This window comes from Micromonospora sp. NBC_01655 (genome assembly GCF_026339755.1).
Classification (GTDB): Bacteria; Actinomycetota; Actinomycetes; order Mycobacteriales; family Micromonosporaceae; genus Micromonospora.
Genome location: NZ_JAPEQF010000001.1, coordinates 1,573,848 through 1,586,668 on the forward strand (window position 1 = coordinate 1,573,848; position 12,821 = coordinate 1,586,668).

Sequence of the window (12,821 nt, forward strand, 5' to 3'; positions counted from 1 at the left end):
CGGTGCTCTCCGGGCGGGGCGACCAGAAGCGACAAGTGGTCCGCGCATACCGGGCGCGGTCCGCTCCTCCCTCTTCGGCTCGCAACAAGTGCGGGTCCGAACGTTCCGTCAAGGAGACAGAACACATGGCAATTGGCACCGTCAAGTGGTTCAACGCTGACAAGGGCTTCGGCTTCATCACCCCGGACGGCGGCGGCGCCGACGTCTTCGCCCACTTCTCGGCGATCCAGTCCTCCGGCTACCGGAGCCTGGACGAGAACCAGCGGGTCGAGTTCGAGGTGACCCAGGGCCAGAAGGGCCCGCAGGCGGAGAACATCCGTCCGCTCTGATCGTCGGCACCACTGTTCCTCGGAACAGGCACGACTGTTCTCCGGAACAGGCACCACCGTTCTTCGGAACATCCATCGCGCCTCGGGCGCGGTGTCGCGGCCGGCCCGCCCCGTGCGGGCCGGCCGCACCCCACCTTCGGTTCGTGCTTGTGACCACCGCGGCCCCGCCGCCGGTGCAGCGCCACTCCGGCGCCTCCTCGACACGTGCCGCGTCGAGGAAGGCTTCTGCATGACCACCGTCATCCCCTCGTTCTCCACCACCGGCCTGGCGCCGGCGCTGCTCGCCGAGCTGACCGCGCAGGGCATCACCGAGCCGTTCCCGATCCAGGCGGCGACGCTGCCGGACTCGCTGGCCGGCCGGGACCTCCTCGGCCGGGGCCGCACCGGCTCGGGCAAGACCCTCGCCTTCGGGCTGCCGCTGGTGCACCGCACCGCCGGCCGCCGGGCCCGCCCGGGGCGTCCGCTGGCCCTGGTGCTGGTGCCGACCCGGGAGCTGGCCCAGCAGGTGACCACCGCGCTGGCCCCGTACGCCCGGGCGGTCGGGCTGCGCACCGCCACCGTGGTGGGCGGCCTGTCGTTGCAGCGGCAGGCGGACGCGCTGCGCGCCGGCGCCGAGGTGGTCGTGGCCACCCCCGGCCGGCTGCACGACCTGATCAACCGCGGGGACGCCCGGCTCGACCAGGTCGCCATCACCGTGCTGGACGAGGCGGACCAGATGGCCGACATGGGCTTCCTGCCGCAGGTCACCAAGCTGCTGGAGCAGGTGGCCGGCGACGGCCAGCGGATGCTCTTCTCCGCCACGCTCGACGGCGGCGTGGACAAGCTGGTCCGCCGCTTCCTGACCAACCCGGTCTCGCACTCCGTCGACCCCGGCACCGCGACGGTGACCGCGATGACGCACCACGTGCTGCACGTCGACGCCGAGGACAAGCCGGCCGCCCTGACCCAGATCGCGGCCCGGGAGGGCCGCACCATCCTGTTCATGGGCACCAAGCACCGCGCCGACCGGGTGGCCCGCCAGCTGCTGGCCAAGGGGGTGCGCGCGGCGGCGCTGCACGGCGGCAAGTCCCAGCCGCAGCGCACCCGGATCCTGGAGCAGTTCCGCACCGGCCAGGTGACCGCGCTGGTCGCCACCGACGTGGCGGCCCGGGGCATTCACGTGGACGGCCTCGACATGGTGGTCAACGTCGACCCGCCGACCGAGGCGAAGGACTACCTGCACCGGGGCGGGCGTACCGCGCGGGCCGGCGAGTCGGGCACCGTGGTCACCCTGGTCCTGCCCGAGCAGCGCCGCGAGGTGTCCCGGCTGATGGCCACCGCCGGCATCCGGCCGCAGGCCACCCAGGTCCGGCTGGGCGACGAGGCGCTGGCCCGGGTCACCGGGGCCCGGGAACCGTCCGGGGTGCCGGTGACCATCGCGGCTCCGGCGCCGGAGCGGTCCGCCTCGGGCGGTGGCCGGGGCCCGCGCTCGTCCCGCGCCGCCGGCCAGTCGCACGTCGCCGGGGCCGCCGCGACCGGGGGTACGCCGCGCGCCGGCCGCCCGTCCGAGGACGGGCGGGCGGGCGACGGGGCGGGCGCCGAGGGGCGGCGCACCGGACACCGCGCCTCGGGGCGCTCGCGCCGGCCGCGTCGTCCCCGTACCGCCTGAACGGCTCCTCCGCGGTCACCCGCCGGCGCCGGCAGTCCGCCGGCGGCACCCTGCGACTGAGTCGGGAATCAGGCAGGGCGGGGTCCGATCGGTGACTGTTCCATGGTCCCGATGTGGTCGATGCTTGCCGTGGGGGAAAACGGGTCGGCGGGGGCCGGCCCACTGGGGGAGGGATTGACCATGGCGTGCAACGCCGAGTCGGGGGCGCTGCGGGAGCTGACGGTGGTGCTGGCGGTCGCGGGGGCGGGGCTGGCGCTGGCCACGGCCGCGGCGTTCTCGCCGTGGCATCCCACCCGCGGCGGCCGGACACCGGCGGGGGTGGTGGGGCTGCACATTCCGGGGGGAACGGGCAGCGACCTCACCGCCTCCGTCAGCCAGGTGACCGACGAGTCCGCCGGCTGAGCCCGCACCGCCCAGCCGCCGGACCGGGTCGGTCCGGCCGGTCAGGGGCCGCCGACCGGATCACCGACGGGCCGCGCCCCCACGGCGTCCGGCCTGTCCCGGCTCGGCCTGTCGTCCCGGCCCTCCCAGGCGAGCAGGTCGGCCAGGGTGGTCCGGTCCACCACCAGGGCGATGGCCCCGTCCACCGCCAGCCACACGTCGCGCAGCCCGGTGGCCACCCCGTGGTAGCCGGCGTGCCCGGCCGGCAGGCCGCGTACCGAGGTGAGCGACCCGCCGACCGCGCGGAGCACGTTCCCCACGCTGATCTCGGTGGCCGGGCGGGCCAGGGCGTAGCCGCCCTCGGTGCCCCGGTGGCTGTACAGCAGCCCGGCCCGGCGCAGGTCGAGCAGGATGCCCTGGAGGAAGCTCAGCGGGATGGCCTGGCTCTCGGCCAGGGCCGCCGCCTTGACCAGCTCGCCGCCCGGCTCGGGGGAGACGCCCGGGTCGTCGGCCCGCCGGTCGCCGCCGGTCGAGGCGGCGGCGACGGCGAGCATGGCCCGGAGCGCGTAGTCGCTGCGCGCGGAGACGTACACGTCACTGCCCGGCCTGGTCCAGCACGCCCCAGCGGCGGCGGATCGCCCGGTCCGCCGCCCCGAACGCGGCGTCGACGACCAGGCCGACGACCAGGATGACGATCATCGTGGAGAGCAGCCAGGGTGCGTCGGACAGCTCCCGCGAGTAGGTGAGCTGCGCGCCCAGCGAGGTCTGCGAGATGCCCACCACGATCAGCTCGCCAGCCATCAGGCTGCGCCAGGAGAAGGCCCAGCCCTGCTTCAGCCCGGCGACGATGGCGGGCAGGGCGGCCGGGGCGATCACGTACCGGTAGAGGTTCAGCCCCCGGGCGCCGAGGTTGCGCCCGGCCCGCAGCAGCAGCGGCGAGACGTAGTCCACGCCGCTGATCACCCCGTTGGCGATGGACGGCGCCGCACCGAGCACCACGACGAAGAAGATGGCCTTCTCGCTCAGCTCGAACAGCAGGATCGCCAGCGGGAACCAGGCGATCGACGGCATGGTCTGCAACGCGGTGATCATCGAGCCGATGGCCGCCCGCAGCACCCGGGACCGGGCCACGGCGAGCCCCAGCAGCAGGCCGACGCCGACGGAGAAGACGTAGCCGAGGGCCGCGCGGCGCAGGGTGGTGGCCATCCCCTCCCAGAGCTGTGGCCCGCTGGCCTGGCGGAGCAGCTCCTGGCCGACGGTGGCCGGCCCGGGCAGCGAGTACGGCGGCCAGATCTCGGCCCACACCACGGCCTGCCAGGCGCCGATGGCGATGGCGAGCGCCGCCAGCTTCGGCCAGGTGGACGCCCAGATCGTCGCGGCCCGGGTCGTCGTCTTCTGCCGGCCGGCGATCTCCAGCGCGTCGAGTCCGGAGATCTCCGCGTCGGCGCGCGGGGCGTCGGCGAGCGTGTCACTGGCCATGGCGGCCCACCTCCGTACGGAGCTTGTCGGTGACCTCGGCGGCGATGGACGCGATCTCCGGGGAGTCGATGCGTCGCGGCCGGGGCACGTCGACCCGGGTGGAGTAGATGATCCGGCCGGGCCGGCTGGAGAGCAGGATGATCCGGTCGGCGAGCCGCGCGGCCTCCCGGACGTTGTGGGTCACGAAGAGCACGGTGAGCTTCCGCTCGGTCCAGATCCGCTCCAGCTCGTCGTGCAGGATGTCCCGGGTCATCGCGTCGAGCGCGCCGAACGGCTCGTCCATCAGCAGCACCGGCGTGTCCAGCGCGAGGGTGCGGGCCAGCGCCACCCGCTGCCGCATGCCGCCGGACAGCTCGTGCGGGCGCTTGCGGGCGAAGTCGGCCAGGTGCACCGTGCGCAGCAGCTCGGCGACCCGCTCCCGGCGCGCCGCCCGGGGCATGCCGCGCAACTTCAGCGGCACCTCCACGTTGCCCTCGACGGTGAGCCACGGGAACAGGGCGGACTCCTGGAACATCAGCCCCGGGTCGACCCCGTCGCCGAGCTCGATCCGCCCGCCGCTGATCCGGTCCAGGCCGGCGACCAGGTTGAGCAGGGTGCTCTTGCCGCAGCCGGAGGCGCCGACGAGGCAGACGAACTCGCCGGGCGCGACGTCGAGGGAGACCCCGTCCAGGGCGAGGACGGCGCCCTCGCCCTGCCCGTACACCTTGGTGACGCCGTGCAGCGCGACCGAGCCGGTCGCGCTGCGTGGCGTCGTCGTGGTCGACGTCATGGTTGGGTGACCTCGGGCTTGCCCTGGGCCTTGAGCACCTCGTTGAGGTACTTCAGGTCGTAGAGGCCGTCCAGGTTGACCGGCTGGGTCAGCCCGACGGCGACCGCGTGGTCCAGGCCGGTCCTCAGCGACGAGGCGATCGGGTCGTTGGTGAACTCCAACGTCGGCCACGCCTGCCTGATCAGCTTCACGTCCAGCGGCTTGCCGGTGATCTTGCCGATGTGGTCGGAGATGGCCTGTTGCGACTCGTCGGGCTTGGCGTTGACGAACTCGTTCGCCGCGACCTGCCCCTCGACCAGCTTCTTCACCGCGTCGGGGTGGGCCTTGAGGAACTTGGTGGAGACGATCAGGTTGGTGATCACGAACTTCTTGTCCGGCCACAGGTCACGCTCGTCGAGCAGCACCTTGCCGCCGGCGTTGACCAGCCGGGAGACGAACGGCTCGGGCACCCACGCGCCGTCGATCGCCCCGCTGTTGAACGTCTCCACGGTCTGGGCGTTCTCCTGCGGGACCACCTTGACGTCGCCGCCGCCCTCCTTGGTGGCCGTCAGGCCCTTCTCCTTGAGCCAGTAGCGCAGCGCCACGTCCTGGGTGTTGCCGAGCTGCGGGGTGGCGATCTTCTTGCCGCGCAGCTGCTCGACCGCGGTGATCTCGGGCTTGACCACGAGCGCGACGCCGCCGGACGCGGCGCCCGAGACGACCCGGACCGCCTCGCCCCTGGACTTGGAGAAGGCGTTCACCGTCGGGTTCGGCCCGATGTACGTCGCGTCGAGCGCGCCGGAGAAGACCGCCTCGATCGCCGCCGGGCCGGCGTTGAAGGTCTTGGTGTCCAGCTTGACGTCGCCGCCGAGCTTACCGGCGAAGATGCCCTTCTCGACCCCGACCACGGCGGGCGCGTGGGTGATGTTGGGGAAGTAGCCCAGCCGCAGCGTCACCGGGCCGGAGTCGCCCGTGGCCGCGCCGTCGTCCTCGCCACACGCGGCGGTGACGCCCAGGGTCGCCGTGCCCACCACGGCGAGCGTTGCCAGGGAGACCAACCGACGGAAGGGGAGCCGTCTCATCGTCTGTCCAATCCGAAGTATTCCTACTTAATAGGTAGGAAGACTGGGGCAGTGTTCGAGCGTCGTCAAGAGCCGTCCACATCGCGGGAACGGCGGCCTCGAATATTCCCTGTTTTCCTACCTTCTTGATAGGTTCTCCGGCGTCCCTCGGCCGGGCGGCGGAGGGCGGCGGAGAGGCGGCCGGCATGACCTTCCACTGGTTCCTTCCCACCTCCGGCGACGGGCACCAGGTCGGCGCCGCCACCGTCGCGGCCGGCGCGGCGCGGCACGACCGGGCCGCCACTGTCGGCTATCTGACCGAGGTCGCCCGGGCCGCCGAGGCGGCCGGCTTCGCCGCACTGCTCACCCCGGTCGGCTCGGGCTGCCCCGACCCGTGGATCGTCTGCGCGGCCGTCGCCCAGCACACCGACCGGATCGGCATGCTGGTCGCCGTGCGGGCCGGGTTCGCGCTGCCCACCCTGATCGCGCAGCAGGCCGAGGCGTTCCAGTCGGTCTCCGGCGGGCGGCTCGCGCTCAACGTCGTCACCGGCGGCGACCCGGCCGAGCAGCGGGCGTACGGCGACTTCCTGGACCACGACGCCCGCTACGCACGGACCGGCGAGTTCGTCGAGGTGCTCCGCCGGGCCTGGTGCGGGGGCCCGTTCGACTTCACCGGCGAGCACTACCAGGTCACCGGCGGCGGGCTGGCCGCCCCGCTCGCCGCCCCGCCCCCGGTCTACTTCGGCGGCGCGTCGCCGGCCGCCGAGGCGGTGGCCGCCCGGCAGGCCGACACCTACCTGATGTGGGGCGAGCCGCCGGCCGCGATCGCCGCCCGGGCGGCCCGCGTCCGCGCCCTGGCCGCCGAGCGGGGCCGCACCCTGCGCACCGGGCTCCGGCTGCACGTCATCGCCCGGCCGACCGCGGCGCGGGCATGGGCGGAGGCGGACCGGCTCCTGGCCGGGATGAGCCCGGAGCGGATCGCCGCCGCCCAGGCGCGCTACCGCCGGATGGACTCGGTCGGCCAGGCCCGGATGGCCGCCCTGCACGGCGGGTCCACCGACGGGCTCACCGTCGCCCCGAACCTCTGGGCCGGGGTCGGCCTGGTCCGCGAGGGCGCCGGCACCGCGCTGGTCGGCAGCTACGCCGAGGTCGCGGCCCGGATCGACGAGTACGCCGGGCACGGGGTCGACGAGTTCGTCCTGTCCGGCTGGCCGCACCGGGAGGAGGCCGAGCGGGTCGGCGCGGAGGTGCTGCCCCGGGTGACCGCGCCCCTCGCCGTGGCCCCGGCCCCGGTGGGCTGAGCCGGCCTGCGGGAGGTCGCCGTTGCCGGGAGCGCCGACGCGCTAGGGTCGATCCCGTGGCGGCGCGGAGATCCAGAATTCCAGCGACGAAGTACCCGGTCGAGCGGTTCACCCTCGACAACGGCCTGCGGGTGGTGCTCACCCCCGACCGCAGCGCCCCGGTGATCGGGGTGGCGGTGGTCTACGACGTCGGCATCCGGTCCGAGCCCGAGGGGCGCAGCGGCTTCGCCCACCTCTTCGAGCACCTGATGTTCCAGGGCTCGGAGAACCTGGAGAAGCTGGCCCACTTCCGGCACGTGCAGGGCGCGGGCGGCACCTTCAACGGCTCCACCCACCACGACTACACCGACTACTACGAGACCCTGCCGAGCAACGCCCTGGAGCGGGCGCTGTTCCTGGAGGCCGACCGGATGCGCGGCCCCCGGCTGACCGAGGAGAACCTGCGCAACCAGGTCGACGTGGTCAAGGAGGAGATCCGGGTCAACGTGCTCAACCGCCCGTACGGCGGTTTCCCCTGGCTGACCCTGCCGCCGGTCATGTTCGACACCTTCCCGAACGCGCACGACGGCTACGGCTCCTTCGACGACCTGGAGTCGGCCACCGTCGCCGACGCGGCGGACTTCTTCCGCCGCTACTACGCCAGCGGCAACGCCGTGCTCGCGGTCAGCGGTGACGTCGACGTGGCCGAGGCCACCGCGCTGGTCGAGCGGCACTTCGGCGACGTGCCGGCCCGCCCCGCCCCACAGCGTCCCGACTTCGCCGAGCCGGACCTGACCGCCGAGCGCCGCTCGTCGTACACCGACGCGCTGGCCCCGCTGCCCGCGGTGGCCGCCGCCTGGCGGGTGCCCGACCCGATCACCGACTTCGCCGGCTACCTGCCGTACGTGGTGCTCGCCGAGGTGCTCACCGACGGCGACGCCTCCCGGTTGGTCGAGCGGTTGGTCCAGCGGGACCGCGCGGTGACCAGCCTCGGCGGGTACGTCGGCTTCATGGGCGACCCGTTCGACGTACGCGACCCGACGGCACTGCTGCTCCAGGCGCACCTGCCGCCCGGCGGCGACGTGGACAAGGTGCTGCGTACCGTCGACGAGGAACTGGACCGGCTGGCCACCGACGGTCCCACCGACGGCGAGCTGGCCCGCACCCAGGCCCGGATGGCCACCCACCTGCTGCGCGACACCGACGCGGTGCTCGGCCGGGCGCTGCGGATGGCGGTGCTGGAGCAGCAGCGCGGCGAGCCGGGCCTGCTCAACGAGCTGCCCAGACTGGTCGGCGAGGTCACCGACGAGCAGGTCCGCGCCGCCGCCGCCACCCTGCGGCCGGAGCGCCGCGCGTCCATCGAGGTCATCGCGGGAGGTGCCAGGTGAGCGCGAGGAGTGAGCCGGGTTTGCGAGCCTCGCAGTCGCGAACGGTGGTGGCGTGGTGAGCGCGAGGAGTGAGCCGGGTTTGCGAGCCTCGCAGTCGCGAACGGTGGTGGCGTGGTGAGCGCGAGGAGTGAGCCGGGTTTGCGAGCCTCGCAGTCGCGAACGAAGGAGGGACAGGTGACGGCAACCGTGGGGACGGGCACCCGGGTTCTGCCGCCGCTCGGCCCGAACCGCAGGTTCAAGGTGCCGAAGCAGGCCGAGCGCAGGCTCGGCAACGGGCTCACCGTCATCGCGGTGCGCCGGCCGGCTGTCCCCCTGGTCGAGCTGCGGCTGTGGATGCCGACCGGCCGGACCCACCTGGCCCGGGGCACGATGCTCGCGCAGACCATGCTCTCCGGCACGGCGTCGATGACCAGCGTGCAGATCGCCGCCGAACTCCAGGCGGTCGGCGGCGGGCTCTCCGCCGGCATCGACCCGGACCGGCTGATGCTCTCCGGCGCCGGCCTGGTCACCGGGCTGGACCGGATGCTGGAGATCCTCGCCGACGTGCTGACCGGCGCGACGTACCCGGGCGAGGAGGTCGGCACCGAGCGGGACCGGCTGGTCGACCGGATCCAGGTGGCCCAGAGCCAGCCCGCCCACCTGGCCCGCACCGCCCTGCTCCGGCGGATCTACGGCAAGCACCCGTACGCCGTGCAGACCCCCGACCCGGCGCAGGTGCACGCGGTCCGGCCGGCGGCGCTGCGCCGGCTGCACGCCGAGCGGGTGCACCCGGCCGACGCGGTGCTGGTGCTGGTCGGCGACGTGCAGCCGGAGCGGGCGCTGGACGCCGCCGAGAAGGCCCTGTCGGGCTGGAGCGGCGCCGGGCACGACGACGAGCTACCGCCCGCCCCGCCGCTGGAGCCCGGCGCGCTGCTGCTGGTCGACCGGCCCGGCTCGGTGCAGTCCTCGCTGCGCATCGCCCTGCCGGCGGTGCCCCGCACCCACCCCGACCACGCCGCGCTGCAACTGGCGAACCTGCTCTTCGGCGGGTACTTCTCCTCCCGCTGGGTGGAGAACATCCGCGAGGACAAGGGCTACACGTACGGCCCGCACTCGCTGGTCGAGCACTCGGTGGCTGGGTCGGTGCTGATCGCCGCCGCCGAGGTGGCCACCGAGGTCACCGCGCCCGCGCTGCTGGAGACGACGTACGAGCTGGGCCGGCTGGCCACGCTGCCGCCGAAGCCGGACGAGCTGGAGCAGGCCCGCCAGTACGCCCTCGGCACCCTCCAGCTCGGCATGTCCACCCAGGCCGGGCTGGCGTCGCTGACCAGCGCGTTCGCGGGCAACGGGCTGCGCCTGGACTTCCTCGCCGAGCACGCCGCCCGGCTGGCGAAGGCCACCGTCGCCGAGGTGGCCGAGGCGGCCCGGCGCTACCTGGCCCCGGCGCGGGCGGTCACCGTCGTGCTCGGCGACGCCGAACGGATCGCCCCCGCCCTGTCCGCGCTCGCCCCGGTGCACACCGAGCCGGCCCGGCCGTGACCGCCGGGCGGGGGCCGGTGCGGGGCGCCGACCCGAGCGGGGAGACCGCCCCGCCGCTGGCCCGGTCCACCCTGGACCGGGCCGCGCATCGGCGCGCCGACCCGGCATGGCTGGCCGAGGCATGGGAGCGGGCCCGGGTGCTGGTGCTCGACTCGGGCAGCGACGGGCGGACCCTGGTCCGGGCCGACGCCTCCCCGCCCGAGCTGGTGCTGCTCGGCTCCGGTGCGCTGCCCGAGGTGCCCCGCTCGGTCCCGATGTTCCTGGGCGTCGAGCCGGACGGCGTGCCGGTGTTCGCCGTGGACAGCCCGCTGCCCGAGCTGCCGGGCACCCGGGCGGCGCACCTGCGCGACATCGGCCACCTGCTGCTCGACCGGGACGCCGGCATCTTCACCACCGCGCTGGCGCTGACCAACTGGCACGTCCGGCACGGCTACTCCTCGGTCACCGGCCACCCCACCCGGGTGGACGAGGCCGGCTGGTCCCGGATCGAGCCGGACGGTGACCGGGTCTGGCCGCGCACCGACCCGGCGATGATCGTGCTGGTGCACGACGGGGTGGACGGGATCGAGGGGCGCTGCCTGCTCGGCAGCAACGCCGCCTGGGCGGGGATCCCGGGTGGGCGCCGGTACTCCTGCCTCGCCGGGTACGTCGAGCCGGGCGAGTCGGCCGAGGCCGCCGTGCTGCGCGAGGTTGGCGAGGAGGTCGGCGTCGCAGTCGAGGAGATCGTGTACGCGGGCAGCCAGTCCTGGCCGTTCCCCGGCTCGCTGATGCTCGGCTTCCTCGCCCTGGCCGACCCGGAGCACCCCGTGCACCTGGACCCGGCCGAGATCACGCACGCCCGCTGGTTCACCCGGCGGGAAATCGGCGCGGCGCTGGCCGGGCGGCCGGTGGCGGTGGGCGACGGGGACCGGCTGGTGCTGCCCCCGCCGTCGTCGATCGCGCTCTTCCTGATCCACCGCTGGCTCGACGGCCACTGCTGACCTGCCCGGCTGCCGGCGCGCTCGCCCGCCTGCACGGCGGCCCGCTCCGGGCCCTGGACACGGTCCCGGCCCGTGGCCGCCGTTGCCGCGACGGTCCCGGGCCGGGAACACGGGCCGCCCTGGTCGGGTGAGGCGAGGAACACGGCGGGGGAGCCGGTCCGACCACGACGGACGCCGGGTGGGTCAGCCGCCGGAGTCGAAGCGGCGGCGGTGCGGAGCGGGGTCGTCGAGGGGGAGCACCTTGACCCGTTGCTTGCCGGAGCGGACCGCGCCCACCGTCGACAGGGCCCGGGCCAGCAGCAGGGCGGCGTCCCGGTCCTCGGCGTGCACCACCTGGCGGCGCGGCTCCGGGCTGGCCGTCTCGTCCCGGACCCGGCCCCCGCCGGCCCAGGCCGCGGCGATGTCGATGTCGGCGGCGGAGCGGATGTCGGTGCGAACGATCAGGAACCGCATGGGTTTACTCCGGGATGCGACCGTGACGGACGGTACTCCGTGGAAGTTCCACGTCACTCTTCCGACATGTTACGCCCGGGCGGCGTCCCAGCAAGTGAAACTCGCCGATCGGTCCGCAGGGCCGCCTGATCGGATGAGCCCTGGTCAGCGGGGTGGCGCGCCGGGAACGCGGCGGGGCCGCCGGCACACCGCCGACGGCCCCGCCCGGTCACCGGATCAGGTCAGATCGAACTGCCCGTCCTTCGTCCCGGCGATGAACCCCCGCCAGCCGGCGCGGTCGAACAGCAGCACCGGGCCGCCCCGGTCCTTGCTGTCGCGCAGGGCCACCGCGGCCGGGCCCACGCGCAGCGGGGCCACCTCGACGCAGTTGGACGTCTGGCTGCGGGTGCTGGTCCGCCACGGGGCGTCGGCCAGCTGCCGGACGAGTGCGAGCGGCATGTTGCGGATGTCGTTCATGGTCTGCTCCTGACTGGAACTGCTCCGACGGGACGAGTGGCGCCGCACGCCCGGACGGGGCGGATCCCGCGGTGGATCACCGCTCCGTCAGGCGTCCGGAGTGTCGGCGGCGTTGGGTCGGCGCCGTTGCCGACCCGTGGCCCGCCGCGGACGGGCCTCCCCCGTCGGCCAGCCGCCCCGAAGCCTCGAAGAGCCAGGTGATGGTGTCCGATTCGGAGAGCGCCGCCGAGCGCAACCACTCGAAGACCACTTTATAGCGATTTAGGGCGTTTGCCTCGGTTGACATGACGTTGGTGAAGCCACCTTCGATGGCCAGCGTCTCCGGGTCGAGCGGGTCGGCGAACAGGTAGATCGAGAACGCGGTCGGCGGGAGGTACCAGTCGCCGATCGGGGTGTCCCGCGGCAGCACGTGCAGGGTGACGTGCGGCAGCATGGCCAGCTCGCAGAGCTGCCGGAGCTGCTCCCGCAGCACGTCCGGCGGGCCGGCCCGCCGGCCCAGCGCGGCCTCCTCCAGCACCGCCGTGTAGCGCGGCGTGTCGGTGCGGTCCAGCAGCGACTGGCGGGCCAGCCGGGCGGCCACCTCGGTCTCCGGCGCCTCGCCGGGCTCCGGGTCCCCGGCGCCGGACTCGACCTGCTGGGCCGAGACGATCCGCAGCCGGGCGTACCCCTGGGTCTGCAACAGCCCCGGGACCAGCACGGGGTTGTACTCCCGGATCTCGGCGCAGCCGGCCTCCAGCTCGGCGAAGGTGCGCTGTTGCGGGGTCATCACCGGGTACTTCTTCAGCCAGCCCCGCATGTCGCCGGCCTCCCGGGCGATGCCCAGCAGCTCCGCCCGCGACTCGCCGTCGGCGCCGTAGAGGTCCAGCAGGGTGCGGACGTCGTCGGGGTCGGGACGGCTGCGGCCGTTCTCCAGCCGGGACAGTTTGGACGCGGAGGCCCAGCCAATCCGCGCGATGACCTGGTCCCCGGTGAGACCGGCGGTCTCGCGCAGTCGGCGCAGCTCATTGCCCAACCTGCGGCGACGCATGATCGGGCTGGGTCCGGCAGGAGGCACGGTGTCCTCTTCTCCGTCGACCGCCGCGGATGCGACGGTAACTGTA

General features: G+C 74.3%; 14 protein-coding genes. 7 read left to right on the plus strand and 7 right to left on the minus strand.

All coding sequences use genetic code 11. From position 1 onward, the window contains the following. Positions 1 to 125 precede the first annotated feature (125 nt). The 3 genes from OOK41_RS07455 (at position 126) to OOK41_RS07465 (ending at position 2,379) form a co-directional block, all read left to right on the plus strand. Positions 126 to 329, plus strand: coding sequence for a cold-shock protein (locus tag OOK41_RS07455; protein ID WP_007464836.1), 204 nt, complete (start codon positions 126 to 128; stop codon positions 327 to 329). Between the two features lie 229 nt (positions 330 to 558). Further along, positions 559 to 1,977, plus strand: coding sequence for a DEAD/DEAH box helicase (locus tag OOK41_RS07460; RefSeq protein WP_117665274.1), 1,419 nt, complete (start codon positions 559 to 561; stop codon positions 1,975 to 1,977). Positions 1,978 to 2,157: 180 nt separating this feature from the next. Beyond that, on the plus strand, positions 2,158 to 2,379 hold the full coding sequence (locus OOK41_RS07465; protein WP_117665275.1) for a hypothetical protein: 222 nt from the start codon (positions 2,158 to 2,160) through the stop codon (positions 2,377 to 2,379). A gap of 41 nt (positions 2,380 to 2,420) precedes the next feature. On the opposite strand, the gene OOK41_RS07470 is transcribed toward OOK41_RS07465, so the two are convergent. From OOK41_RS07470 to OOK41_RS07485, 4 genes are read right to left on the minus strand one after another with little or no spacing between them, the layout of a single operon-like run. Continuing rightward, complete coding sequence (locus tag OOK41_RS07470; RefSeq protein ID WP_117665276.1) at positions 2,421 to 2,951, minus strand: Rrf2 family transcriptional regulator; 531 nt, start codon at positions 2,949 to 2,951, stop codon at positions 2,421 to 2,423. 1 nt (position 2,952) lies between these two features. Beyond that, positions 2,953 to 3,837, minus strand: coding sequence for an ABC transporter permease (locus OOK41_RS07475; RefSeq protein ID WP_117665277.1), 885 nt, complete (start codon positions 3,835 to 3,837; stop codon positions 2,953 to 2,955). Next, complete coding sequence (locus OOK41_RS07480; protein ID WP_266263526.1) at positions 3,827 to 4,606, minus strand: ABC transporter ATP-binding protein; 780 nt, start codon at positions 4,604 to 4,606, stop codon at positions 3,827 to 3,829. Before OOK41_RS07480 ends, OOK41_RS07475 begins: the two co-directional genes overlap by 11 nt. Further along, positions 4,603 to 5,667: an ABC transporter substrate-binding protein gene (locus OOK41_RS07485; RefSeq protein WP_266263528.1), complete on the minus strand. Its 1,065-nt coding sequence runs from the start codon at positions 5,665 to 5,667 to the stop codon at positions 4,603 to 4,605. The genes OOK41_RS07480 and OOK41_RS07485 overlap by 4 nt, the downstream gene beginning before the upstream one ends. Positions 5,668 to 5,852: 185 nt before the next feature. Between OOK41_RS07485 and OOK41_RS07490 the strand changes: the two genes are divergently transcribed. The 4 genes from OOK41_RS07490 (at position 5,853) to nudC (ending at position 10,812) form a co-directional block, all read left to right on the plus strand. Next, positions 5,853 to 6,947 carry an LLM class flavin-dependent oxidoreductase gene (locus OOK41_RS07490; RefSeq protein ID WP_266263530.1) on the plus strand — a complete coding sequence of 365 codons (1,095 nt, stop codon included), beginning with the start codon at positions 5,853 to 5,855 and terminating at the stop codon, positions 6,945 to 6,947. Between the two features lie 56 nt (positions 6,948 to 7,003). Continuing rightward, a complete protein-coding gene (locus OOK41_RS07495; RefSeq protein WP_117665281.1) occupies positions 7,004 to 8,314 on the plus strand; it encodes a pitrilysin family protein in 1,311 nt (436 codons plus the stop codon). 174 nt (positions 8,315 to 8,488) lie between these two features. Further along, a complete protein-coding gene (locus OOK41_RS07500) occupies positions 8,489 to 9,832 on the plus strand; it encodes a pitrilysin family protein (RefSeq protein ID WP_266263532.1) in 1,344 nt (447 codons plus the stop codon). After that, positions 9,829 to 10,812 (plus strand): NAD(+) diphosphatase, encoded by a 984-nt coding sequence (gene nudC / locus OOK41_RS07505; protein ID WP_266263534.1) that lies wholly within the window; start codon positions 9,829 to 9,831, stop codon positions 10,810 to 10,812. Before OOK41_RS07500 ends, nudC begins: the two co-directional genes overlap by 4 nt. Positions 10,813 to 10,995: 183 nt before the next feature. Here nudC and OOK41_RS07510 read toward each other — a convergent pair whose 3' ends face one another. From OOK41_RS07510 to OOK41_RS07520, 3 genes are all read right to left on the minus strand, one after another. Further along, entirely contained in the window at positions 10,996 to 11,265 is a 270-nt protein-coding gene (locus OOK41_RS07510) for a hypothetical protein (protein ID WP_117665283.1), read from the minus strand. A 216-nt stretch (positions 11,266 to 11,481) separates the two neighbouring features. Next, the gene (locus tag OOK41_RS07515) at positions 11,482 to 11,721 is read right to left on the minus strand and encodes a DUF397 domain-containing protein (RefSeq protein WP_117665284.1); all 240 of its coding nucleotides are present in this window, start codon (positions 11,719 to 11,721) and stop codon (positions 11,482 to 11,484) included. A 76-nt stretch (positions 11,722 to 11,797) separates the two neighbouring features. Beyond that, positions 11,798 to 12,775 carry a helix-turn-helix transcriptional regulator gene (locus tag OOK41_RS07520; RefSeq protein ID WP_117665285.1) on the minus strand — a complete coding sequence of 326 codons (978 nt, stop codon included), beginning with the start codon at positions 12,773 to 12,775 and terminating at the stop codon, positions 11,798 to 11,800. Positions 12,776 to 12,821 lie beyond the last annotated feature (46 nt).

Bases quoted from the DNA above. Each gene is read 5' to 3' on its own strand.
- OOK41_RS07485 (WP_266263528.1), bottom strand. From the start codon at position 5,667: ATGAGACGGCTCCCCTTCCGTCGGTTGGTCTCCCTGGCAACGCTCGCC.
- OOK41_RS07515 (WP_117665284.1), bottom strand. From the start codon at position 11,721: ATGAACGACATCCGCAACATGCCGCTCGCACTCGTCCGGCAGCTGGCC.
- OOK41_RS07480 (WP_266263526.1), bottom strand. From the start codon at position 4,606: ATGACGTCGACCACGACGACGCCACGCAGCGCGACCGGCTCGGTCGCG.
- OOK41_RS07510 (WP_117665283.1), bottom strand. From the start codon at position 11,265: ATGCGGTTCCTGATCGTTCGCACCGACATCCGCTCCGCCGCCGACATC.
- OOK41_RS07455 (WP_007464836.1), top strand. From the start codon at position 126: ATGGCAATTGGCACCGTCAAGTGGTTCAACGCTGACAAGGGCTTCGGC.
- OOK41_RS07460 (WP_117665274.1), top strand. From the start codon at position 559: ATGACCACCGTCATCCCCTCGTTCTCCACCACCGGCCTGGCGCCGGCG.
- OOK41_RS07490 (WP_266263530.1), top strand. From the start codon at position 5,853: ATGACCTTCCACTGGTTCCTTCCCACCTCCGGCGACGGGCACCAGGTC.
- OOK41_RS07465 (WP_117665275.1), top strand. From the start codon at position 2,158: ATGGCGTGCAACGCCGAGTCGGGGGCGCTGCGGGAGCTGACGGTGGTG.
- OOK41_RS07475 (WP_117665277.1), bottom strand. From the start codon at position 3,837: ATGGCCAGTGACACGCTCGCCGACGCCCCGCGCGCCGACGCGGAGATC.